The sequence below is a fragment of the Bacillus sp. FSL W8-0629 genome, assembly GCF_038593225.1.
GTDB lineage: Bacteria > Bacillota > Bacilli > Bacillales > Bacillaceae > Bacillus > Bacillus altitudinis.
On sequence record NZ_CP151975.1, the window covers coordinates 2650760 to 2674955 of the forward strand.

Here is a 24196-nt window from a genome sequence, read left to right on the forward strand (position 1 = left end):
ATACTTGTCCAGCATTCGCCATATATTGAATAGAGTGAGGTGGGAAAAATGGATGTGAAGGAAGCCTTTATTCCAAACTTTATTAGCTGTTATTTTATCGCACTAGGGGTTATTTTGGGCGGTGCCATTATAGGCGGGGTAGGTGCATATTTATCTGGTCAGCCACCGCTATCAATTATTTCAAGTCTTGCCAACCGCTTAAAAATTTGGGCACTTGTTGCGGCAATCGGTGGAACTTTTGATGCGGTCTATAGTTTTGAAAGAGGGATTTTCGAAGGGAACACACGTGATATTTTCAAGCAGATCTTGCTCATTATCTCTGCTATGGGCGGTGCGCAAACGGGGTATCTCCTGATTACGTGGCTCACTCAGGAGCATGTGTCATCATGAGGGTGCCTGAGCTGTATAAACGTCCAGGCTGGCAGCGTTTTTTTGCTGGGATGATGTTCGGCGCAATTATCAGCTGGCTGATTTTTCTCTTTACGTATGGCACCTTTCAGGAGAAGCAAGTGACACTGCTCAGAAGCCAGCAGCACCATATGGACAGTCTGAAAGAACAAATCACACTCTATCGGGAAGATTTGCATAAATTAAATGAAGACAATAAGCAGCGTCTGCTTATTCAGAGCGTAGACGTTCACCTCGTCAACCGAGAGCAGTACAAAATCCCGGAGCCAGATACCTTGAAATTTGAAGATCAGGTGAAAGAGGATATCTCAGAGGTGATCACAAAGGATATTGAAAGTGTCTATAAAACAAAAGAGCTCTTAAAACGGACCGTGGAAAATAAAGAATATACGATTAGAGAAAAGGCATACCGGGCCAAAGTCACCGAACTGACCATCTATACAAAGCTTTCGCTTGAAGTACGTATTTCCTTTGCTGAATAATAGATGATGTGGAATTTTTATGAATTTCTGCACTCAATGATCGCTTTTCACTTGTTATTTTTATACACTAAAAGAAGAACGAGATGATCATAAGAAAGAGGTGAGAACAATGGAGGTTTACAGCTATCGTCAAATGGCACGAGACAAAGCAAGCCGGATTAAAGACGGCATGTGTGCTTATGCTGAGACAGAAATGATGGCCCATTTAATTAAAAAAGAATTAAAGCATCAAAATCTCCAAGCCTATGAAGATTCAACTGACATCGGCTGCTGGTTTATCCCTGTATCCAAGTAACCCTTTTCTCAAAGCTCAAAAAAAGAGAGGGGGACTTGAAGCCCCTCTCTCACGATGATGATTTACATACTTCTTCTAAATCACGCAAAATCTCATCTGCAACTGCCCAATCATATATGGACGCACCGGCTGCAAGCGGGTGACCTCCGCCATGATATTTTTTAGCAATGGTGTTAATGACGACGCCTTTTGAGCGGAATCTCACACGAATCTGATCGTTCTCTTCCACAAAAAAGACCCATGCCTTAATCCCTGCAATATTTCCAAGTGTCCCAACAAGCTGTGAGGCTTGCTGCGCTGTTGTTTGGAACGACTCCAAAATGTCACGTTTAATAAAAACAGAAGCTACGCCATTCTCTGATAAAGAGATATGTTGAAAAATATAGCCATTTAATTTCACGACATTCAAATCCGTCTCATACAATTGATTGAAAAGGTCTGATGATGAAAACGGATATTCGATGAGTTCACCCGCATATTTGAGTGTCTTTTTCGTTGTGTTTGGGAAAAGGAAACGGCCTGTGTCTCCTACAATGCCGGCATAAATGAGTTCTGCCGCCTTTGTATTCAGCTGATATCCTTCTTCTTTCCCCTCTAAATACAGCTCATAAATCATTTCACTGACAGAGCTTGCTTCTGTATCAACCCAAAGCAAATCACCATACGGATCTTCATTCGGATGATGATCAATTTTCATCAGCTTATCGCCCATTGAATAGCGCTGATCATCAATTCTTGCTTGATTCGCAGTGTCACAGACAATGACAAGGGCACCTTTGTACACTTCATCCGGCACGTCATCTAATTCATATAAAAATGAAAGGGATGGCTCAGGGGTTCCTGTTGCATAAATATTTTTTTCTGGATAGGTGGCACGCAAGATTTCCGTAAGGCCGCACTGCGATCCATATGCGTCTGGATCAGGTCTTACATGTCTATGAATGATGATGGTGTCATATAATGATATGGTTCTAATCAGTTCTTTTTTCATAAATACTCCTTCTTATGCGATACTCTTTTTATTATTAAATCATAATCTACCCAGACAGAAAAGTGAGGAATAGACAATTTATTCTAGTAAGCAAGCCTATTTACGTTTAAAATAGGGTTGTAACCACTTACAATGGAGGCTTGGCACATGCTTGTTTTGATTGTGTTTATTATTTGTTCTGCCATGTTTTATTTATACTACAAAGCAAAGAATGTCCGTACGAACCGGCCGGTCGAAAAGAAATTCTGGTCTGCCAAATCAAGTATGGCACTTGGCTGCTTTGTCCTGCTCTTCGGTGTGAATCAATTATTTTTAAACCGCTCGTCACTCGCATTTGTCATTGGGTTTATTTTTGTTGCAGTTGGTATCGGCAGTACATGGGCCGGATATAAAGCCTATAAGCACTATCTTCCGCTCTTTTTAAAGGAAGGCGAAAAAGACCACGCATAATAGAGAAAGGGCTAAAATGAACTTGATTTTAGCCCTTTCTCTTCTTTTCAGCGTGTTAGAAAACCTTTGCAGTCTAGGAAGGACAGCTACTTTTACGGAGCGAATTTGTCATTCGTGAGCACCAGCACGCAGGACTGATAAAGAATACGAGGGTTTGTTTACACGCTGAAAGGGCGCATTCATGCCGCCCTTTTTTGCCATTTATCCTCTCTCCATCAGCTGCACCATCAACATCGCTTTGCCTACAATATTTGACTGATGGTAAACTTCCACTTCCAGCTTTCCAAACTTGCGCCCAACTTCTAAAATATTCGGTTTGATCTGTATCGTGGATTCCATTTGAACCGGTTTTAAGAAATAGACAGAAAGACTTTCTACAATTAGTTCGCCTTTTTTATGAGACTTTAAGAAGCGGTTGGCTGATTCGATTAAAATTTGTGTAAACACACCATACGAAATATTACCGAGTTGATTTGTCATTTGTGGTGAGACTTCATATTGGTACACCGCATCTGTTTTTGGTTTTTCTGTCTCAGTCTCCTTAAATCCTCGTGACACGACATCATCCAACTTTTCACCGACCTGCGGCTGCTTTTGAATCATTTGCAGCGCCTTCAGCACGTCCTGACGGCTAATCATCCCAATCAGCTTCGCATGATCATTTACCACTGGCAGTACCTCAATACCTTCCCACACCATCATTTGTGCAGCTGAAGCGACAGATGTTTTACCAATAACGGTCAGCGGATTTTTTGTCATCACCTTTTCAATCGGTGTAGAACGGTCATGGCCGGCAATATCCTTTGAGGTCAAAATGCCGTGAATTTTCATTTGATCGTCTGCTACCGGGAACCGGCCGTGCCCGGTTTCATAATTCTTTTCATACCATTTCTCAAGTTTGTCTTCTGGCGATAAATAGACGGTCCGTTCTATCGGCGTTAAAATATCCTCCACAAGCACAATTTCTTTTTTAATCAACTGGTCATAAATGGCCCGGTTAATGAGAGCCGCTACGGTAAATGTATCGTAGCTTGTTGATAAAATGGGCAGCTCAAGCTCATCGGCGAGCTGAATAATTTCATCATCTGTTGAGAATCCGCCCGTGACCAGCACAGCCGCTCCCGCCTCTAATGCTTGCCGGTGAGCATTGATTCGGTTTCCAACGATCAACAGGTTGCCTGCTGCTGTGTATCGCATCATCGCATCCAGTTCCATTGCACCGATGACAAATTTATTTAACGTTTTATGTAAGCCGGCTCGTCCGCCAAGTACCTGACCATCAATGACATTGACGACTTCCGCATATGTCAGCTTTTCAATATTTTCTTTTTTCTTCTGTTCAATTCGAATGGTACCGACTCGTTCAATGGTGCTCACGAACCCTTTATTTTCAGCATCCTTAATAGCCCGGTAAGCCGTGCCTTCACTGACTTTCATTTCTTTCGCTATACGCCGGACAGAAATTTTCTCTCCGACATCCAATGAATCAATATACGATAAAATTTGCTCATGCTTTGTCGCCAATCCCGTTCACCCTTTTTGTTTTCAGCGTTTTCATCTATATTTCATTATAAAGGCAGGAGGCTTTTAATAGCAATTTGTCTTTTACTCAAGCACAATAAAGGCAAACAAAAAAACCGGCTTTTTTGTGCCGGTTTTAGATGGGGGAAATCCGAGATAAGTCCAAAAAGCGCCATACAAATGTAAAAAAATGAAAAAAGAACACAAAGGCCCTCCATTAAGCTGTTTTAAACCCTAACCCCAGCCTTTCATCTAAACTAAAGGTTCAGGCAGTTCTTCTAAATCAATGATGTAATCGTTCCTTAAGATAAGGACTAAATACACTTAGGTCATCCGGGTCTATGTTAGTTCCAAAACTTATTCCCCAAAACAAAGTTCCATCTAAACAAATCAAAACCTTTTTGAAAAGTCATTAAAATTTACATGTTCCATCTGAACAATAATCATCGAGCGACGGCTCTAATTTATGCTCTTCAGCCTTAGCCTTCGCGTAATCTTCTTGCCAAACATTTTGTAATGTTTCTAAAAATACTTGGCTAGGTTGCGCTCCTGAGATGGCATATTTGTCATTCACTACGAAAAAGGGCACACCTTGAATCCCAATATTTGATCCCTCGGCTTTATCAGCTGCAATATTCTCGTTATATTTATCATTTACTAAAACATCCAAAGCTTCGTTGACATCAAGACCTATCTCACTTGCAAGTTGAACAAGTGTTGCATGGTCACCGATGTCTAGTGAATCCGTGAAGTGAGCTTTCATAATACGCTCTATGAACTCCTTCATTTTACCTTTCTCTTTTGCATAATAAGAAAGACGATGTGCATCATATGAATTTGTAGGAATCATTTTATCCATTTGATAATCTAATCCAACTGCTTTCGCTTGTTGCACCATGTGATCATTTAACGCTTTTGCTTTTTCATATGGGATACCATGCTTTGAAGATAATACTTGATGGATATCCATCCCTGTATTTTTTTTCGCATATGGATCTAATTGAAAACTACGAAATACGACTTCTACCTCTTCTTTATGTTCAAACTGTTCTAACCCTATTTCAAATTTACGTTTGCCAATATAACAAAAAGGACAAACATAATCCGACCATATCTCAATTTTCATTTTGAATGCTCCCTTTTAAGCTGATTTAATTATTATAGACAATGGGCATTTTTCTGTTCAATTGGCTTTGCTGAGTAGCGGCATATATGAATTTCACCACATTTTCCCTAGTGACGGATAGTTTAGCCTACCAATCGCCGAATGAATAATCATCAGATTGCCCTTTGTGTTTGACATTAGGATTATTCATTCGTACAACCGTCATATCTAGGTTAGATTGTTCAATTATTCCTTCCATCTTCTTCATTTTTGGTGATTGATGCCGGATTATACCCCAATGGAGACATCTTGTTCACTACACCCTTTCTCTTGTTATAAACAAAAGTACAGTTTCAAATTACAGGAGGCAAGCCGGGGTCGATCCCTGTCATATCAACGGATACATCCCACAGTCGCTTGGCAAGCTTCGGATCTTTCGCCTCCTCTGAGCGGGAACATTCACGGGAAGGTCCCCGCAACTCGCCTAACCCTGACGGCCCGTAATAGCCGCCTGGCTTTATCTTCCCTGTGGCTGCGTGCAACGCGCCCCAGGCACCCATGGCCGGTTTGGCAAAGAACAGGCCGATCAACGGCATCATTACTTTGCCAGCCATGTTATCGCGTCCAAGGTCCGTTCCCACTAGGCCCGGGTGACAAGCCACGACTGTTACTGGTGATCCCGCCGCCCGCAACCGCCGGTCCAGCTCGAAGACGAAGAGCATATTCGCGAGCTTACTGGCGCCATAGCGCGGGAGCCATTTGTAGCTTTTTTCTGCATTAAGGTCTTCCCACTCGATTTTCGCGTCTTTGTGTTGACCGCTACTCGTGACGACGATGCGCGACCCAGGCGTTTCCATGAGCTTGGGCAGCAACAGCGTGGTGAACGCGAAACAGCCAAGGTGATTGACGCCGAACGTCAGCTCAAAACCTTGCACAGTGTGCCTCAGTTTCGAACCTTGCACGCCGGCATTGTTGATCAATACATCGATGCGTGGTTCCTTGGCGGCCAATTCAGCTGCACTCCGCACACTCTCCATATCCGCCAAGTCGAGCGGCAGGAAAGCTAGGTCCGCTCCCGGGGTCTTCCTCCGAATCCGATCCATGGCTTCTTTCGCCTTCGCATGGTTGCGGCAGGCCAGCAGCACACGTGCACCTCGTGCTGCCAGCACTTGCGATACTTCGAAGCCAATTCCGGTATTGGCCCCGGTGACGATGATGCATTTGCCCGATTGGTCAGGTACATTTTCATCCGTAAATCCTGTGTGACCGCTTGCCCCAAAAATAGTGATGTTCATGGTCTTCTGCCTCCTTGTGTTATGATAGGTACTATTTTATTTATTAACAACCAATTGTCTTTTCAATTTTTGGGTATGATTCTGAATGATCACAATAATTAGCTTGATAAAACCCTCCCAAAAAAAACATGTGTTATTTAAGCAACATACGTTGTATAATTGATGATAAGATGAAAAAGAACTATCAACAACCACCAAAATGGCTAACATGTTGTTTACCCAACACTTCTAATGTATTGTCGTTTTTAGACAAGATGATGAACCCTAAAAGGAGAAGAAAAAATGATTATGCAAAAAAAAGATCCGAGAATACTTCGTACAAGACAATTGATTGTAGACTCTTTTCTTTCGTTAGCTAGTGAAAAAGATTTCAACCATATAACGGTACGTGATATCACAGAAAAGGCTACTATTAACCGGGCTACATTTTATGCGCACTTTGACGATAAATTTGATTTGTTACATTCTACAATCACCAATACATTTACAGACAAATTGAAAAAAAGACTCAATGATCACGATGGATTCAATGAAAAAGTCATTGCAAATATTTTTCTAGCCATGTGTGATCACCATAAAGAGATAAGCGACCTATGTCCTAAAGGTTATCAATCTTTAGGAACTATTATCGAAAGTAAAATTAAAGAGGAGTTACAGAAACTAATAGCTGATCTTATGCTAAAAGGAACTAACAACATCATCGAATTAGAGGATAAACAAATGGTAACAACCCTATCTACTATGCTAAGTTGGGGGATTTACGGAGCTGCATACACATGGAATAAGGATGGAAGACTTATTTCATCAGAAGAGCTAGTGACTAAGACCCTGCCTATCTTTAAAAATGGCATGAGTAAATATTTCTTTTAAAGAAACTTATGTTAATTATCAAAAGTAGCGATAAACTTTTGGTATTAACTGTTTTATGATAATAAGTTAAAAACTCCAGTCATCGTAATTTAACAATCGGGTACTATTGTTGAATAAAACTTAGATTTTCAAACGACTTTATTGTTAAATTTTTAGTGTAGTGAAGTATCTTACATCAAAAATTAAATAACTACAGTTTTAACCCCGTCCTAAATTTAGAACGGGGCTATGCATGTTTGAGACTTTAAAATTAAATAACTTTATTGCCATATTACAGGAGGGCTTATACGGAAAGCTAAAAGCATAATAAGGGCTTATGTACTTTTATTTACATTTTCTTGCATCTGCATGGCGCTTTTTGGACCTTATCTCGGACTTACCCCTAGATTATTGGCAAAGGGCTAAAATGTACTCTATTTTAGCCCTTTGCCTTCTTTTTAGCGTGATAGAAAACCTTTGCAGTCTAGGAAGGTCTAGCTCAATTTGACATTCGTGAGCACCGGCGCGCAGACCTGACAACGAATGCGTGGGTTTATCTACACACTGAAGCCAATATTTGTGTGCCGGTTTTTCTGCATCTTGATTAAATATCGATGGATTCTCCGCTGTTTAATACGTGACCCACGCCGCCATGCAAGCTGTCTGCAAACGCATGAGGATCTTGCTCAATCGGCGGGAATGTACTGTAATGAATCGGTACGACTTGTTTCGCACGAAGCCACTCTGCTGCGATTCTTGCATCGTCTGGTCCCATTGTGAAGTTATCACCTATTGGCAGGAAGGCGAGCTCAATATGATTCAGCTCCCCAATGAGTTTCATATCCGAGAAGAGAGCCGTGTCTCCAGCATGATAAATTGTTTTGCCTTCAGCAGTAAATAAAATACCGGATGGCATCCCTGTATACGTAATCGTTTTGGATTCTTCATCAATGACCGCTGAGCCATGGAACGCTTGCGTCAGCTTGACTTTACCAAATTCAAATTCACGTCCGCCGCCAATAGAAAGCGGGTGTGTTTTCACCCCTTGCCAGCCTAAATAAGTGGCAAGTTCGAATGGCGCAATCACGAGTGCGTCATTGTTTTTAGCGATTTCAATCGTGTCTCCGACGTGATCTCCATGCCCGTGCGTGAGCAAAATCACATCTGCTTTCACATCTTGCGGTTTGATATCCGTGTGCTTATTTCCATTTAAAAATGGATCAATCCAAATATGGTATCCGTTTGTTTCAATGTGTACGACTGAATGTCCATGATATGTAGCTTTCATGTAAATATATCCACCTTTCGAATTTGATCTCATTTTGTCTATTCCCTCTATAAAAAGCTGAAAAACTTAGTGCCTGTGAATTACATTAAGACCACCTGTTGCTTCAATGACGGTTCCTGTAATGAGGTCTGAACGGTCATCACATAGAAATGAAATGATACGACCGATATCCTCACCTGTCCCAGACCGACCAATCGGTGTTTCATCGTCTTTTATCTGACGTGCTTCCTCTATCGTTGATTCTTTCATGTCTCCAACGATTTTGCCTGGACACACCATATTAGCGGTGATGCCGTTTTCGGCTTCTTCAATCGCAATGGTTTTCGTCAATGACGCAAGGCCCACTTTTGCCGCTCCGAAAGCTGATCTGTGCATCCAGCCTGGCGCATGGTCTGCTCCTTGAAAGCCATATGTGATAATCCGGCCAAAGCCTTGTTTTCTCATCATAGGGATCACCATTCGGAACAAATGGAACACTGCGGATAGGTTGCCTTCCATCATTTGATACCATTCGTCTTCAGAGTAATCCGCGAGTTTTTTTCGTTCAAAAATATAAGGTCCAGCATTATTGATCAAGGCATCAATCCGCCCAAATCGCTCTGCTGCAAGCTCGACCATGTTTTTTAAATCTTCTTTGTTTGTTACATCGCCTTGGACAAATTGAAGCTTTTCTTCGTATTCTTGCAGTTCTTCTTTCATCTGCCGGACAGCTTCATCATCACTTCGATAATTCACTGTCACAGAATACCCCATATTCAGTAAAGACTCGGTGACTTTCCTACCAAGTCCTTTAGAACCCGCTGTTATTAATGCGTGTCGCACACAATCTCCTCCTAAAGCAAAGGTTGCAAGTTCATGTGTTTCTTTTGTTATCTTTACTTTACTATAAACCGGCTTCCTTCGCACTTTTGAACCCTTTAACAGTGAGGGGAAAACCGTATAGGGTGATTCATCCACTTTTTCATATCCCATGAACCATGGATATCGAGAAGTAGCGAAACAAACCGATAGCATTCTCTCACCTCATGAAGCTGGCGAGGAAGCGGGCAAATCTCTTCATAGCCCAATTGAACAGCTTGTGTAGCTTCTTTTGTCAAAAGATATTCTAGTGCAATCAAATCAAACGCAGCTGGTCCAAATACAACATATTCCGTATCAACTAGACTCGTCACTTGATCATCGTCTTCAATATATTGCGATGGGTCTAAATCAATTAAAATGAGACTGGCTGCATCAGGAGGACTTAGCTTTTCAAGCTTTTGCTGCACCTTTTCTGCATAATTCTGATATTCAGGCTGATCAGCGTAATAGTGGCTGATGAGTTTGGAAACTGCCTTTTTTAACAGCGCATGGAATTCTCTCAAATGTCTCTTTTCTCCCCCGTATACTGCACCGAAAAAATTTGTTTGATATGAATGAAGATGCGCTAGTTTCCTCCCGTAATCCCTATAGAATTGTGCTGAACGGCCCTCAAAAGATGTTAAAGGGATTCCTTCTACTTTTTCCATGACATAAAAGTGTTTCCCCGCCTTCTTCACTTTACGAACAACTTTCGGAATATGAAAGGAATTCGCATGAGCCAGCTTTTTATTGATTTCATCAAGATGCTCCTGTACAGTACGGGCATCTACTCCATATATCATGTTGATCCCATACACAAATTCACTTTCTTCTCTTGCAGTTTTTGGAGATTTCACTACATATTCCGTCTGATCTTGCAAGGAAATCAGCCACACATCATTAGCCCGGCCGTCGTATGGTTCTCCTAACGTTTTCACTGATACGATAGGCTGATCAAACAAAGCCTGAAGCGTTTTCTTCATGAACTGTTGTCACTCCTTATTCAGCTTGACACTGGTATGCTTTCATTTTCTCCAGTGAAGATCAATCTCCTTTTTCCCATGAAAAAAACCATCCGTATAAACGAATGGTTTTGGCGAATTACGCTAGGCAGGCTTTTGCTTTTTCTAAAGCGAGCTGAATTTGTTTGAATCCAGTTCCACCTGCACTTGTTCTTTTTTCAACAGCAACATACGGATCAAGAACAGTGTAAATGTCTTGTTCAAAGAGGCCGCTTGCTTCTGTAAATGTTTCAAATGGAAGGTCACTTAAATAGATGCCTTTTTGAATGCATGTATACACAAGCTTCCCAACGATTTCGTGTGCTTCACGGAATGGCATACCTTTTTTCGCAAGGTAGTCAGCCACTTCGGTCGCATTTGAGAAATCTTCTTTTGTTGCTTTTTTCATGACATCTTCGTTCACTGTCATCGTTTGAATCATGCCTGTGAAGATTTGCAGGCTGCCAGCGATCGTTTTCACCGTATCAAACATGCCTTCTTTATCTTCTTGCAAGTCTTTGTTATACGTAAGCGGTAAGCCTTTCATAATCGTGAGCAGCCCCATCAGGTTGCCATATACCCTGCCTGTTTTTCCGCGGATCAATTCAGCCATATCCGGGTTTTTCTTTTGCGGCATCATGCTGCTGCCTGTTGCGTACGTGTCATCAAGCTCAATGAATTTGAATTCTTGAGAGCACCATAAAATGATTTCTTCACAAAGACGTGAGAGGTGCATCATCACAAGACTGCTATTAGACAAGAACTCTAAAATGAAATCACGATCACTCACACCATCAAGGCTGTTCTCGTAAATATGGTCAAAGCCCAGAAGCTCTGCTGTATATTCACGATCAATCGGGAATGTCGTTCCTGCTAACGCCCCGCATCCAAGTGGTGACACATTAATCCGCTTCAATGAATCTTGAAAACGCGCTTTGTCCCGCTCAAGCATCCAAAAGTAGGCGAGCATATGATGAGCAAAGGAGATAGGCTGTGCACGCTGTAAGTGCGTATATCCTGGAAAAATCGTTTCAACGTGCTGTTCAGCTTTTTCTACAAGCACTGTTTGAAAAGAAGAGATCAGCTCAATGATATGCTCTACTTGGTTATTCAAATATAAATGCATATCGGTTGCGACCTGATCATTCCGGCTTCTCGCTGTGTGCAATTTGCCGCCAAGCGGACCAATCTCATCAATGAGCATTTTTTCAAGGTTTAAATGAATGTCCTCATAATCTACTGAGAAATCGAGTTCATCCGCCTCTGCCTTTTTCATGAGCGTATTCAGTCCGTCTTTGATTGCAGCGGCCTCCTCATCACCGATGATACCGCATTTATTCAGCATACTTGCATGGGCAAGGGAGCCGGTCAGATCTTCTTTGACTAATTGTTTGTCGAAATGAATGGATGCACCAAACTCATCGACCCATTTTTCTGGTGTTTTTTGAAATCGGCCTCCCCAAAGCTTTTTCATGCTTTAACCTGCTCCTTTTTGTTCACGATGCTGTTTACTTTTGTTGGTAAACCCCAAAGGTTAATAAATCCTACAGCTGCATCATGATCGAATTCATCTGCTTTTGTGTAAGTTGCTAGATTTTCATCATAAAGTGAATATGGTGATTTACGTCCTTCTACAATGGCATGGCCTTTAAATAGTTTCACACGTACAACACCTGTTACGTTCTTTTGCGTTTCTTGTAAGAATGCATCTAGTGCTGATTTAAGTGGTGAGAACCATAAGCCATTGTATATTAATTCAGCCATTTTTTGTTCAACGATTGGCTTAAAGTGTGCTACTTCTTTAACAAGCGTTAAGTCTTCAAGTTCTTTGTGTGCTTTTAATAGGGTAACTGCACCTGGGCACTCATACACTTCACGAGATTTGATTCCAACAAGACGGTTTTCAACATGATCGATTCTGCCTACACCATGCTGGCCAGCAACTTCATTTAAATGAAGGATGAGATCAGATAATGAATACTGGATTCCGTCAATGGCTGTTGGTTTTCCTTTTTCAAACGTGATTTCAATGATTTCAGGTGTGTCTGGTGTTTTTTCAAGTGGATTTGTCAGATCATAAGCACCTTCTGGCGGCGCTGCCCAAGGATCTTCTAAAATACCACATTCGTTACTTCTGCCCCAAAGGTTTTGGTCAATTGAATATGGGCTGTCTAAGTTAATCGGAATTGGAATCCCGTGCTTTTGTGCATAGTCGATTTCTTCATCACGAGACCATTTCCATTCACGCACTGGTGCAAGAACTTCTAGGTCTGGATTCAATGCTTTGATTGATACTTCAAAACGAACTTGGTCGTTTCCTTTACCTGTACATCCGTGTGCAACGGCTACGGCATTTTCTTTCTCTGCGACTTCCACTAACTTTTTGGCAATGAGCGGACGAGATAGTGCAGACACGAGTGGGTATTTTCCTTCATACATCGTGTGGGCTTGCAGTGCAGCAAGTGCAAATTCTTCAGCAAACTCTTCTTTTGCGTCGATCATGTAAGATTGAACAGCTCCGACTTGAAGTGCTTTTTGTTGAACGAATGCTAAATCTTTTCCTTCACCTACGTCCAGGCAGCAAGCAACAACTTCGTAACCTTGCTCCTGTAACCATTTAACTGCAACAGAGGTATCAAGACCTCCGGAATATGCTAATACGACTTTTTTATTTTGTGACATGTTTGAAAAGCTCCTCTCGCTTGTTTTGATTCTGTGAATGTTTTTTGCATAAAAATAAGTTTTAATTTATAAACATGCATTTAGTATGTATACACTGTAACAAGGAAAAATTGTTTTTTCAACCCCTTTATGAAAAAAACTCTGCCAAATTTTCTTGGCAGAGTCATTTTGGGCTATTTTTGATCTTTTTCAAGCTCTCGCAAGACATGAGGAAGCTCTGGAATAATGAGTTTGGTCATGGCTAACCGAACTGCTCCGGTAGAGCCTGGTGTGGCAAAAACGGCTTTTTGGTTAATCACCCCTGCCGTCGCTCTAGATAAGATAGCGGCTGATCCAATATCTTCTGTATAGCTCAGCATGCGAAAAATTTCTCCAAAGCCCGGCAGCTCTTTTGAGAAAAGAGGTGTAATGGATTCAATCGTGACGTCCCTTGCTGCAATACCAGTTCCCCCGTTTAACAAGACGGCATCAATCTTCGCTTCACTTGTTCCTTCTAAAACGGCATCTTGAATCGCTCCAATGTGATCTTTCACAATATCGTATGCAAGAATAAGGTGCCCTTGTTCTTTGAGCAAATCAATCATCAGACGGCCGCTTTTATCTGTTTCTTTTGTCCTTGTATCACTGACGGTAATGACTTTTACATGAAGCCTCGTTTTCGCTTCGCGTTTATGTTCTTCGACGCTCATATCTTCACACCGCTCCTTTCATATTGCCTCACATTATAGCATGCTGATTTCAATAGAAAAAAGCCCTTTTCCGCTGAGGAAAAGGGCTTCAAAAGGATATTACGCTAAACGCATAACGTCTCTTGCAATCATAACTTCTTCGTTCGTTGGAATCACGATGACTTTTACAGGAGAGTGAGGGTAGCTGATGAATGCTTCTTCGCCTCTCATGTTGTTAAGAGATGGATCCCAATATACGCCCATGAATTCTAGACCACGAAGTACACGTGCTCTCACTTCTGAGCTGTTTTCACCGATTCCAGCTGTGAAGATGATGGCATCTACACCATTCATTCTCGCTGCATAAGAACCGATGTATTTATGAATACGGCTTGCAAAAATATCTAGTGCTACTTCAGCACGGTCGTTTCCTTCTTCTGTCGCTTCTTCGATATCACGAAGATCACTTGAAAGACCAGACACACCTAAAAGACCACTCTTCTTATTCAAAGTAGAAAGTACTTCTTCAGCTGTATGTCCTGTTTTCTCCATAATAAATGGAATAAGGGCAGGGTCAATGTTACCTGAACGTGTTCCCATTGCAACACCCGCAAGTGGTGTGAAACCCATTGACGTATCGATTGATTTTCCGCCTTCAACTGCTGCGATACTTGCACCATTTCCAAGGTGGCAAGAAATCAAACGAAGCTCTTCAAGAGGACGGCCTAATAGCTCTGCTGCACGCTCTGTTACGAACTTATGGCTTGTCCCGTGGAATCCGTATTTACGAATACCAAAGTTTTTGTAGTAGTCATACGGAAGGCTGTATAGGTAAGACTGCTCTGGCATTGTTTGGTGGAACGCTGTATCGAACACAGCAATCGCTGGTACGTCAGGCAGAATTTGTTTGAATGCTTTGATTCCTACAACGTTTGCAGGGTTGTGAAGTGGTGCAAGCTCTGAAAGCTGATCAATGTCTTTGATGACTTCATCTGTTAAAACAACAGAATCGCTGAATTTTTCTCCGCCGTGAACGACGCGGTGTCCTACGCCATCAATTTCATTAAAGTCTTTGATGATGTTAAATTCAATTAGTTTTTCAAGCAGCATTTTAACCGCTACTGCATGATCTGGAATATCTGTGACTTCTGTTTTCTTTTCTCCATCTACAGAAATCGTGAAGATACTGTTGTCCATTCCGATTCTTTCAACAAGACCTTTTGTTAAAACGGTTTCTTCTGGCATGTCGAACAATTGGAATTTAAGAGATGAGCTTCCTGCGTTGATTGCAATAATTTTGGACATTACTGTCGCTCCTTTTACTCAGTTGTTATATAAGGTTTCACGTTTTTTCGGTGCTATATTCAACCTGTTTGAACGGGTCTTTTATAGTTTAACGATAAGTCCGAAAAATATCTGACTTTTTCATTTAAACATTGAAAACTTTGCATTTCAAGTACACCTTCGAACTGTTACCGCTTACATCAATAAGTCGTTATTTTCTGAATAGTAAAATAGCCAGACATCACTCTGGCTATTCTTTCGTTTCTTTTTCTTCTATAAACCATTGGTCTAATTTTCTCATGACGCCAACCATTGCTTCCTTCTGTGAGAAAGAAGGCAGATTGGCAAATAGCATACGTTTCGGTGCTTCGAGCCCCTCTTTTTTCTTTTGCATCACAAATAAGCTTTTGGCATGCTTTTTGTCTTTGAACATAGAGACTGGCAGCTGAATTAACGCATTCATATATGCATGTTCTTTGATGAAATCCTTTAATTGTACGCTTTCTTTTCCTTCAAACAAATCATTTGGAATGATGAAGAATAAGAAGCCGCCTTCTTTCGTATAACGAAGACTTTGCTCAATGAATAAATAATGCGCAAAGGAATGACCTTCTTTTGCCTTTAATTCATAGTCTTTAGCGCGCTCATCGTTTGGATAAAACCCGACAGGAAGACTACATACAGCAACATCTGCTGGTGAGATAAGAAGCGGCTCTAAGCTGTCCTGGTGGAAAAGCTCTACTTCTTTTTCTTCTAAGTTCGCTTGTGCCCACGCAATTTTAATGAGCACGTCATCAATTTCAGAGGCAAAACCGCGTGTTGTTTCTGCTGTTACATTGTTGAGGACCGCAAGCAGTAAATTCCCTGTTCCCGCTGCTGGATCAAAGACAACCAGCTCTTTTTGTCCTTCTAAAAATTTATTGACCAAATAGCTGACAAACAGACCAATTGTATCAGGTGTCATCTGCCGGTTTGGATGTGAAATATCCTTTTGTCCTTTTAATACGGCGAGCTGAAACGCTTTACGAATCTGCTCATGATCATAAGAGGCGAAATCTGCTTTCTCTATTAAATCTTTTAGTAAACCGTTTCGATCATTTGCCTGGAAAAAGGCTTCTCCTGCTTCTGCCAATGCTTCAATATAGGAAATGTTCTGTTCCTTTTTTAAACGAATTGAAGCTGTATCGAGCAGCTCAAAAATCGTACTCACTTGATCTTTCTGCAATGCTTTTCTCTCCTCGCTTTGTTAAAAGCTATATGTTCTCATTGAAAAGAGCCCCAGTATGAAGCCGGAGCTCTTGTCGATGCTGCTTTTATAACAGTGATTTCGCAGCCTCAATGGCTTTTTCATAATTTGGATGATTGGTTGCTTCGCTTACGTACTCAGTGTAAACCACTTTTCCGCTTGGGTCTAATACGAAGACCGCACGCGCCAATAAACGCAATTCTTTCATATATAAACCAAACGCTTCACCAAATGACATATCTCTATGATCAGATAATGTTTCAACATTTTCAATTCCGTTTGCTCCGCACCAGCGTGCTTGTGCAAATGGTAGGTCTGCACTAATGGTATAGATATTGACCGGACCTAAACCGGCTGCCTCTTCATTGAAACGTCTTGTTTGTGCGTCACACACACCTGTATCAATAGAAGGAATCACTGAGATAATCGTCACTTTTCCTGTTAAATCAGAAAGTGAAACTTCCCCTAGTGAGTTCGTTAATACCGTGAAATCTGGAGCCTGCTCGCCTACTTTCACTTCATTTCCTACAAGCGTTACTGGGCTCCCTTTAAATGTGATCGATGCCAAAACAATTCCTCCCTTATCAAATGTATGGTTCTATCATAGTAGAGAAAGCAAAAAACTGCAAAGCCTAATCGTCCATTTTGAAAAAAAAGTTAACTGCGGGGCAGCTAACTTTTTAAAGGTCTATGTCATCTAGTTTTCGTTCTTTGTGACGATGCTCCCGTTCATCCTTCTTAAACATGTGCTGAAGACGTTCAATTGCTTGAGGAGCAGAATCCAATATTTTATCGAGCAGATGTGTGTGTTCATCCAAATGAAGCATTCGTACGCCATTTGTTCCCACAATTAAAAAGGCGATTGGTGTAATCGATACTCCCCCACCGCTTCCGCCTCCAAATGGGAGTCTCGGTTCTTTTCGTTCTTGTTCATCAGACCGTTTTTCTTTCTTTTGGTTACCGTTGAATTCACTGCCGCCGGCTGCAAATCCAAAACCAACCTTTGACACAGTGAGAATGACACTGCCGTCAGGGGTTTCGACTGGATCGCCGATGATCGTGTTCACATCAATCATTTCTTTTAAGTTTTCCATCGCTGTCTTCATCAGACCTTGGATTGGATGATCTGCCATTTTCGGGTTCCTCCTTAAACAGATGATTCATTCTTCGTTGCTTGAAGAGAGGCATTCTTTCTCGCCTTTCTCCCTTTTAACCAATGGACAAGTAATCGAATGGCTGCAAGCATAGCATGTCCAATCCGAAAATAAGCTATACATGCAAAGTGTGTCTGTGATACTTTGTGCTGAAAAGCGGGAATCACTTCATAGACGGGTTTGTGCTTAAAGGTGAGGTGCTCCTGCATAAAGGCAAGAAGTGCTCCTTTGACTGACCACACACCACCGGCTGCTACACCTGTTAAAGCTGCGTCATGAAAACCAATCCATGTGGACCAGTGAAATGAGACGATTTTTATATGAATGAAAAACGTTCGCATGATCCGGTTTAGATCGACAATTTCTTTTGTAATACGCTCCATTTGATGAAGGATTTCCTTTACATCACGTTTTCCCACTTTTTTATGCATGGTTTCTTTTTCTTGATTAGGCGTTTTGGTGCTGGCCATTTTCTTTTCACGAATATCAATCGTTTGATCTTCCGTATTCACTTTCACCATCGGAATGTCTTTCTTCAGTCTGACGATTCCATATAAGGTGATGATCTTCACCGCAATATGGTCATTGTCATTTGCATGTGAATAGTCCAGTGAAATGGTCACTTTCATAAAGATCAATAAGATCACAAGGAACAAAAAAGCTGCGATCCAAACGTACAGCACTGTGCTCACTTCCTCCATAACAAATGATGCTTCCTCTACGATTATGGCTCTCCTTCTGGATTTTATACCCAATCACCAAAAAAAAGAGTTTGACCGGTACCCGGCCAAACTCTCTTTGATTATGCGTTTGCTTCTGTTTTTTCATATAAATGTTCATGAACAACCACCGTATCTGCAAAGTAGTCATGAACCCCTTGCTTTTTCGGCGTGAACCCAACCACAGCATAGAGAACAAAAAGCGTATTAATATATCGCCCCACAATTTCTCTAAAGAAAATGACATCCCATGGCAGCTTCTTCTCCGGCTGAAGTGAGACGACTTTGATTCCAAACACCATCTTTCCAAGTGTTTGTTGGAAAATCTTCGTCATGATCGCAAAATAAAGCAGAAAGACAATTGTGGTTGTGACGGAAAATGGGGAAAACCAGCCTCCACCTTTTGACCAGCCAAAGAGACTAAAGATTGGAGAAACCGTCAAATGGTTAACACCCCATACGACGAGCCAATCTAGGATAAATGCCCAAAATCTAATCCAGAAACCTGCAAAAGCCTGCGCTTCAATTGAAGTGCGCTTCGCAAGAGTCGGCCTTGATTCTCCCTCTTGGCTGCGACTTTCCGTTACTTCATCGAATGTAGAATCCATCTATGATCCCTCCTTTATTTTGAATAGAGATACATCGGTTTAGACCCATTTGAGCCAGCCAGTGTTTCTTTTAAGTTCAGAAAATCAATTTCGCTTTTAAAGAGCTTGCTTGCACTCATATTGAAGAGAGAGTTCCAGCCGAAGCTTTGAGAATAGCTGATCACTGTCGCTCCTTTTAACCCTTTTTCATTTTTCTTCATTGCTTTTAGAGCATCTTCATAGTACCCAAGCTCATCCACTAATCCGTTCGATTTCGCCTGTGTTCCGTCATAGATTCGGCCGTCAGCAATTTTCTTGACGTCCTGCTTAGACATGCCACGTCCTTCTGAGATGACTTTCACAAAGCCTTCATAAGAGTTGTCAACCATGCTTTGCATGATATCTCGCTCATCTTTTGTCATATCACGATTTGGGGACATGATGTCTTTGAATTTTCCACTTTTAATGGTTTCATATTTGATACCTAAATTATCTGCCAGCTTTGCATAATTCAAACTTTGCATGATGACCCCGAGTGACCCTGTTAACGTTTCAGGTGAAGCAAAGATTTTTTTCGCTGGAGTGGATACATAATAACCGCCAGAAGCCGCCATTGAACCCATAGAAACATAAATTGGCTTCTTCGCTTTCTTTACTTCTTCTAATTTTTTATGTATTTCAGCACTTTCATAGACACCGCCGCCAGGAGAGTTGACGCGCAGCAAGACACCTTTCACAGACGCATCGTCTTTTGCTTTATCTAATTCTTTTAAGAACGCACGATGATCATATGCTTCCCCGCCTAGAAGGCTGGATGCACCGCCGTTATCTTGAATCGTGCCATTAATCTCAAGTACAGCAATTTTACTCGCACCGCTGCCATCTTCTAGTACCTTTTCTTCGATTTCGTCCCCGAATTGATAGCTCATCTTATTATCATTGAAGCTTTCATACAAGGCCGTCGTGATACTAATCACAATCGAAAAGCCGAAAACACCAAGTGCAATGATTAAGGCTACCCATCTTTTCGCATTCATTTCTTTCTCCTCCTTTTTGTCTCACTTCGTTCATACGAATACACACATGAAATGTTTCACAGGAACTGTGGTTTTTTTACATTTCATTTCAACATATGATAGCATCGATGTGAAATGACGATCAACTTTACATCTTCTATCATTTGCTCTTCATGACGAAAAATTGGTTATTTTATCCTCTTCCTACATCTAAAAGATCAGATCATCTCCACAACGAAACGCCCAGACCTCTCTATCCTCCAAAATGAGCTATTAAATTATGCTCAAAGTCAGCATTGTCTAATCACTTACAATGACTCATTTCTCAAATGGAAGCCTCTATCATGATGAAGCGTCTTTCTAATATTTTTACTTTCATATGAAAAAAGTGTAAAATGTGAACAAGGGTTTTCTATGTAAGCCCTTTACTACTCGAAATCTATTTTTGACAACAAAGGGGAGAACGTCAATGACAGACAATCGTCGCAATGTATTTTTCTTTTACAAAAAAGATCATGAATTGGATGGACACATTTCTTCTCTGGAGAAGCTCGCTACCGATCAAGGCTTTCACGTCGTAAAGCGTGCAGAAGATGCCCATATCATTGCCTCAATTGGTGGAGATGGTACATTTCTTCAAGCGGTTCGCAAAACGAACTTCCGGGATGACTGCTTGTATGTAGGGGTATCAAAAACAGAGAATTCGCACCTATACTGCGATTTTTCGTTAGAACATTTTGATAAAATGATTGATGCCATGAACACTGAACAGATTGAAGTGAGAAAATATCCGATCATCGATGTAAGCGTTGACAGTACAAACCAGTTCCATTGCTTAAACGAACTGTCGATCCGCTCAAGCATCATTAAAACATTTGTCATCGATGTGTATATAGATGATTTCCATTTTGAAACATTTAGAGGCGACGGGATGATTATTTCCACTCCAACCGGTTCAACGGCCTACAATAAATCTGTCAACGGCGCCGTGGTGGATCCGATGCTTCCGTGTATGCAAGTAACCGAGCTGGCATCGCTGAATAACAACTCATACCGTACACTTGGAGCTCCTTTCATTTTAAGCAGTGACCGCAAGCTGACACTAAAGGTTGTTCAGGACGGTAACGACCATCCGATTATCGGTCTTGATAACGAAGCGCTAGGTACAAAACATGTCAAACAAATTGATATTGGCCTTTCTGGTAAAGTGATCAAAACGGTCAAATTAAAAGATAACTCCTATTGGGAAAAAGTAAAACGCAGATTCCTTTAATCAAAAAGCTCCTTTAAGGGGCTTTTATTTTCTTTTCAGCGTGATAGAAAACCTTTGAAGTCTAGGAAGAGTGAGCACCGGAACGGAGCGAATTTGACATTCGTGAGTACCGGAGCGCAAATCTGACACCGAATGCGAGGGTTTGTCTACACGCTGAAAGCTCCTTTACGGGGCTTTTTTTCATGCCTTTTCATTCAAGGTCATGGTGTCTTTGAAAAGATATGGTATGATGTCACAAGTATACATGTACGAAAAGGAGAACACGATGCCATTACAACATTTTGATCAATATCCATTAAGCGATGAATTGAAACAAGCGCTAGAAGCGCTTCATTTCCATACACCTACACCCGTCCAGCACGAGACATTATCCGTTGCTTTTTCAAAGCAGGACCTCATTGTCAAATCTCAGACAGGCAGTGGCAAAACAGCAGCCTACGGTCTGCCAATTTGTGAAATGGTAGATTGGGCTGAGAATAAACCTCAAGCCCTCATCCTCGTCCCAACAAGAGAACTTGCCATGCAGGTCAAACAGGATCTGACCAGCCTCGGACGATTTAAACGAATTAAAGCGGCCGCCATTTATGGAAAAGCTCCATTTCAAGCACAAAAAATAGAGCTTGCACAAAAGAACCACATTGTGTGCGGAACGCCAGGACGAATATTGGATCACCTTGAAAAAGGGACACTTTCTTTAGACAATCTGTCATTTTTCGTGTTAGATGAAGCAGACGAAATGCTGAACATGGGATTTATTGATCAAGTCTCTTCTATTATTCAGCATCTGCCGCCAAAGCGGATGTCGATGTTATTTTCAGCGACGATGTCTGATGAAATGAAGGATTTGAGTGAGCAGTTTTTACAATCGCCAAAAGTGATAGAGATTGCTCGGGAGGAAACGACGAAGCAGCAAATCACCCACACGTTGATTGAAACCGAGGAAGAAGGCAAGTTTTCATTACTTCAACGAACGATTGTCATTGAAAATCCAGATAGCTGTATCATTTTTTGCAATACGCAGGAGCGAGTGAATGAGCTGACGATGAAGCTAGATGAGTGGGATGTTCCTTGTGATAAGATTCATGGCGGGATGAGGCAGGAAGACCGCTTTGCTGTAATGGATGAATTCAAAAACGGAGAATTCCGTTATTTGATCGCAACAGATATTGCAGCCCGAGGAATTGATGTCAGTGATATGACACATGTCATTCATTACGACTTGCCCTATGAAAAAGAACGCTATATTCATCGGACCGGAAGAACTGGCAGAGCGGGTAAAAGCGGGAAAACGATTGCGTTTATGACAAGGCACGGGCAGCAGCTCATTGAAGAATTAAAAGAGGAAGCTGGCATTCATTTTCAGACTCAGCCTTATCCTACAAAAGAAGACGCAGAACAGCATGTAGAAAGCTTTGAAGAAAAGATTGAAACGCCGATTCAAAAGGAAAATAAACAAGCTGGCGTTGAAAAGGATATTATGAAGCTTTATTTTAACGGCGGGAAGAAAAAGAAACTCCGGGCAGTTGATTTCGTTGGAACGATCGCCAAAATAGACGGTGTTGCGTTTGATGACATTGGGATTATTACCATTCAGGAAACGAAAACATATGTAGATATTTTAAATGGCAAAGGCCCTCTTGTGCTAAAAGCCATGCGCCACACAACCATTAAAGGCAAGCAGTTAAAAGTACATGAAGCACGTGCATAAAAAGTGAAGGCATAGCGCCTTTACTTTTTTTATTTAAAATAAAATAAGCTTACAACCCTTGAACCATCAGCCTTTCCTGCGTCCAACATGACAAATGTCATATTGAATACATGATGGGTGCTACTATGAGCATGACACCTTTCCTTCTATACTTTGAAGTAGAAAGAAACGGAAAGGACTTGAACGTTCATGACGACTTCAACAAACACACAGCAGCAAGCCACTTTAAGAAAACAAGTTGGCCAATTCTCTGGTGCTAATTCGAAAAAAAGTATCATTCAACTCTTTAATACATTCATTCCATTTTTGGGGCTTTGGTTTCTTGCCTATTATAGCCTGAACATCTCCTACCTTTTAACCCTCTTCTTTGCGGTGATTGCAGCTGGTTTTTTAGTACGTGTCTTTATTATTTTTCACGACTGCTGCCATCAATCCTTTTTTAAACAGAAGCCGCTGAATCACCTGTTCGGTTTTGTAACGGGCGTACTCACCCTTTTCCCTTATCTTCAATGGCAAAGAGATCATTCAATTCACCATGCCACAAGCAGTAATCTAGACAAACGAGGTACTGGCGACATTTGGCTCCTGACAGTCAAAGAATATCAAGAAGCATCAGCTTGGACGAAGTTTCGCTACAGATTTTACCGTAATCCTTTTGTGATGTTTATTTTAGGACCGATCTTTGTTTTTCTCTTAAAAAACCGTTTCAACGTCAAAAATGCTCGTAAAAAAGAGCGCTGGAACACGTATTTCACAAACGTGAGCATCATTGCACTAGCAGCTGCAACGTGTCTTCTTTTTGGCTGGCAGGAGTTCCTGCTTGTCCAAGGTCCAATCTTCCTGATCTCAGGATCAATCGGCGTATGGCTGTTTTATGTGCAGCATACATTTGAAGATTCTTACTTTGAAGCAGATGAACATTGGAATTATGTGCAGGCGGCAGTAGAAGGCAGTTCTTTTTACAAATTACCAAAGCTTCTTCAATGGTTAACAGGCAATATCGGCTATCACCATGTTCATCATTTAAGTCCGAGGGTACCGAATTATCACTTGGAGCATGCACATGATCATAGTGAGCCGCTTCAAAATGTTCCAACCATCACTTTAAAAACAAGTATCGAATCAATGAAATTTAGACTTTGGGATGAAGAAACGAAAGCATTCGTTACCTTTAAAGAAGCACGGCAATCTAAGAAGATGCCCGCACCTGTCATTAAAGGAGACATTCTGAAGAAAAATGCATAATTGGTGCAAGCTCTTTCTTACTCTAGAAGGAGCTTGTTGCCATTTACAGGATGCAACCGTAAGTTGAATTTGATAAAGTAAGGAAAAGA

General features: G+C 41.3%; 25 protein-coding genes. 8 read left to right on the plus strand and 17 right to left on the minus strand.

Annotated elements, in window-relative coordinates; genetic code table 11:
• The first annotated feature begins 48 nt into the window (after positions 1–48).
• The 3 genes from NSQ17_RS13700 to NSQ17_RS13710 all read left to right on the plus strand — a co-directional run bounded on the left by NSQ17_RS13700 (position 49) and on the right by NSQ17_RS13710 (position 1185).
• On the plus strand, positions 49–390 hold the full coding sequence (locus tag NSQ17_RS13700) for a YtrH family sporulation protein (RefSeq protein ID WP_007501717.1): 342 nt from the start codon (positions 49–51) through the stop codon (positions 388–390).
• On the plus strand, positions 387–890 hold the full coding sequence (ytrI, locus tag NSQ17_RS13705; protein WP_007501718.1) for a sporulation membrane protein YtrI: 504 nt from the start codon (positions 387–389) through the stop codon (positions 888–890). The genes NSQ17_RS13700 and ytrI overlap by 4 nt, the downstream gene beginning before the upstream one ends.
• A 109-nt stretch (positions 891–999) precedes the next feature.
• Complete coding sequence (locus NSQ17_RS13710) at positions 1000–1185, plus strand: hypothetical protein (RefSeq protein ID WP_008346082.1); 186 nt, start codon at positions 1000–1002, stop codon at positions 1183–1185.
• A gap of 49 nt (positions 1186–1234) precedes the next feature.
• Here NSQ17_RS13710 and NSQ17_RS13715 read toward each other — a convergent pair whose 3' ends face one another.
• The gene (locus NSQ17_RS13715) at positions 1235–2176 is read right to left on the minus strand and encodes a bifunctional oligoribonuclease/PAP phosphatase NrnA (protein ID WP_025207776.1); all 942 of its coding nucleotides are present in this window, start codon (positions 2174–2176) and stop codon (positions 1235–1237) included.
• 147 nt (positions 2177–2323) lie between these two features.
• Here NSQ17_RS13715 and NSQ17_RS13720 point away from each other — a divergent pair, with 147 nt between their 5' ends.
• Entirely contained in the window at positions 2324–2626 is a 303-nt protein-coding gene (locus tag NSQ17_RS13720) for a YtpI family protein (protein WP_003216665.1), read from the plus strand.
• Between the two features lie 201 nt (positions 2627–2827).
• Here NSQ17_RS13720 and NSQ17_RS13725 read toward each other — a convergent pair whose 3' ends face one another.
• From NSQ17_RS13725 to NSQ17_RS13735, 3 genes are all read right to left on the minus strand, one after another.
• A complete protein-coding gene (locus tag NSQ17_RS13725; RefSeq protein ID WP_017358275.1) occupies positions 2828–4150 on the minus strand; it encodes a CBS domain-containing protein in 1323 nt (440 codons plus the stop codon).
• A gap of 409 nt (positions 4151–4559) precedes the next feature.
• Positions 4560–5273, minus strand: coding sequence for a DsbA family oxidoreductase (locus NSQ17_RS13730; protein ID WP_058336546.1), 714 nt, complete (start codon positions 5271–5273; stop codon positions 4560–4562).
• Positions 5274–5605: 332 nt separating this feature from the next.
• Entirely contained in the window at positions 5606–6547 is a 942-nt protein-coding gene (locus NSQ17_RS13735; RefSeq protein ID WP_058336545.1) for an oxidoreductase, read from the minus strand.
• 282 nt (positions 6548–6829) lie between these two features.
• Between NSQ17_RS13735 and NSQ17_RS13740 the strand changes: the two genes are divergently transcribed.
• Entirely contained in the window at positions 6830–7417 is a 588-nt protein-coding gene (locus tag NSQ17_RS13740) for a TetR/AcrR family transcriptional regulator (RefSeq protein ID WP_342467524.1), read from the plus strand.
• A 583-nt stretch (positions 7418–8000) separates the two neighbouring features.
• On the opposite strand, the gene NSQ17_RS13745 is transcribed toward NSQ17_RS13740, so the two are convergent.
• From NSQ17_RS13745 to sppA, 13 genes are all read right to left on the minus strand, one after another.
• Positions 8001–8684, minus strand: a complete 684-nt coding sequence (locus NSQ17_RS13745; RefSeq protein WP_035391153.1) for a metal-dependent hydrolase — start codon at positions 8682–8684, stop codon at positions 8001–8003.
• A gap of 66 nt (positions 8685–8750) precedes the next feature.
• Positions 8751–9506 carry an SDR family oxidoreductase gene (locus tag NSQ17_RS13750; RefSeq protein ID WP_008343153.1) on the minus strand — a complete coding sequence of 252 codons (756 nt, stop codon included), beginning with the start codon at positions 9504–9506 and terminating at the stop codon, positions 8751–8753.
• A 95-nt stretch (positions 9507–9601) separates the two neighbouring features.
• Positions 9602–10507 (minus strand): aminoglycoside phosphotransferase family protein, encoded by a 906-nt coding sequence (locus NSQ17_RS13755; RefSeq protein ID WP_342467525.1) that lies wholly within the window; start codon positions 10505–10507, stop codon positions 9602–9604.
• Positions 10508–10625: 118 nt separating this feature from the next.
• Positions 10626–11999 carry an argininosuccinate lyase gene (gene argH, locus NSQ17_RS13760; RefSeq protein WP_008343150.1) on the minus strand — a complete coding sequence of 458 codons (1374 nt, stop codon included), beginning with the start codon at positions 11997–11999 and terminating at the stop codon, positions 10626–10628.
• Complete coding sequence (locus tag NSQ17_RS13765; protein WP_008343148.1) at positions 11996–13207, minus strand: argininosuccinate synthase; 1212 nt, start codon at positions 13205–13207, stop codon at positions 11996–11998. The genes argH and NSQ17_RS13765 overlap by 4 nt, the downstream gene beginning before the upstream one ends.
• A 173-nt stretch (positions 13208–13380) precedes the next feature.
• Positions 13381–13896 carry a molybdenum cofactor biosynthesis protein B gene (locus tag NSQ17_RS13770; protein WP_024718668.1) on the minus strand — a complete coding sequence of 172 codons (516 nt, stop codon included), beginning with the start codon at positions 13894–13896 and terminating at the stop codon, positions 13381–13383.
• Positions 13897–13995: 99 nt separating this feature from the next.
• Positions 13996–15180, minus strand: a complete 1185-nt coding sequence (locus NSQ17_RS13775; protein WP_024718669.1) for an acetate kinase — start codon at positions 15178–15180, stop codon at positions 13996–13998.
• A gap of 229 nt (positions 15181–15409) precedes the next feature.
• Entirely contained in the window at positions 15410–16384 is a 975-nt protein-coding gene (locus NSQ17_RS13780) for a class I SAM-dependent methyltransferase (protein ID WP_007501729.1), read from the minus strand.
• Between the two features lie 88 nt (positions 16385–16472).
• On the minus strand, positions 16473–16973 hold the full coding sequence (gene tpx, locus NSQ17_RS13785; RefSeq protein WP_007501731.1) for a thiol peroxidase: 501 nt from the start codon (positions 16971–16973) through the stop codon (positions 16473–16475).
• A gap of 112 nt (positions 16974–17085) precedes the next feature.
• Complete coding sequence (ytfJ, locus tag NSQ17_RS13790) at positions 17086–17538, minus strand: GerW family sporulation protein (RefSeq protein ID WP_007501733.1); 453 nt, start codon at positions 17536–17538, stop codon at positions 17086–17088.
• 14 nt (positions 17539–17552) lie between these two features.
• Complete coding sequence (locus NSQ17_RS13795; RefSeq protein WP_034647385.1) at positions 17553–18260, minus strand: DUF2953 domain-containing protein; 708 nt, start codon at positions 18258–18260, stop codon at positions 17553–17555.
• 101 nt (positions 18261–18361) lie between these two features.
• Positions 18362–18886, minus strand: coding sequence for an RDD family protein (locus tag NSQ17_RS13800; protein WP_138278862.1), 525 nt, complete (start codon positions 18884–18886; stop codon positions 18362–18364).
• Between the two features lie 14 nt (positions 18887–18900).
• Complete coding sequence (sppA, locus tag NSQ17_RS13805) at positions 18901–19902, minus strand: signal peptide peptidase SppA (RefSeq protein WP_024718673.1); 1002 nt, start codon at positions 19900–19902, stop codon at positions 18901–18903.
• A 448-nt stretch (positions 19903–20350) separates the two neighbouring features.
• On the opposite strand from sppA, the gene NSQ17_RS13810 reads away from it, so the two are divergent.
• From NSQ17_RS13810 to NSQ17_RS13820, 3 genes are all read left to right on the plus strand, one after another.
• A complete protein-coding gene (locus NSQ17_RS13810) occupies positions 20351–21154 on the plus strand; it encodes an NAD kinase (RefSeq protein ID WP_008343132.1) in 804 nt (267 codons plus the stop codon).
• A 265-nt stretch (positions 21155–21419) separates the two neighbouring features.
• The gene (locus NSQ17_RS13815; protein ID WP_342467526.1) at positions 21420–22862 is read left to right on the plus strand and encodes a DEAD/DEAH box helicase; all 1443 of its coding nucleotides are present in this window, start codon (positions 21420–21422) and stop codon (positions 22860–22862) included.
• A 189-nt stretch (positions 22863–23051) separates the two neighbouring features.
• Positions 23052–24107: a fatty acid desaturase gene (locus tag NSQ17_RS13820; protein WP_024718675.1), complete on the plus strand. Its 1056-nt coding sequence runs from the start codon at positions 23052–23054 to the stop codon at positions 24105–24107.
• Positions 24108–24196 lie beyond the last annotated feature (89 nt).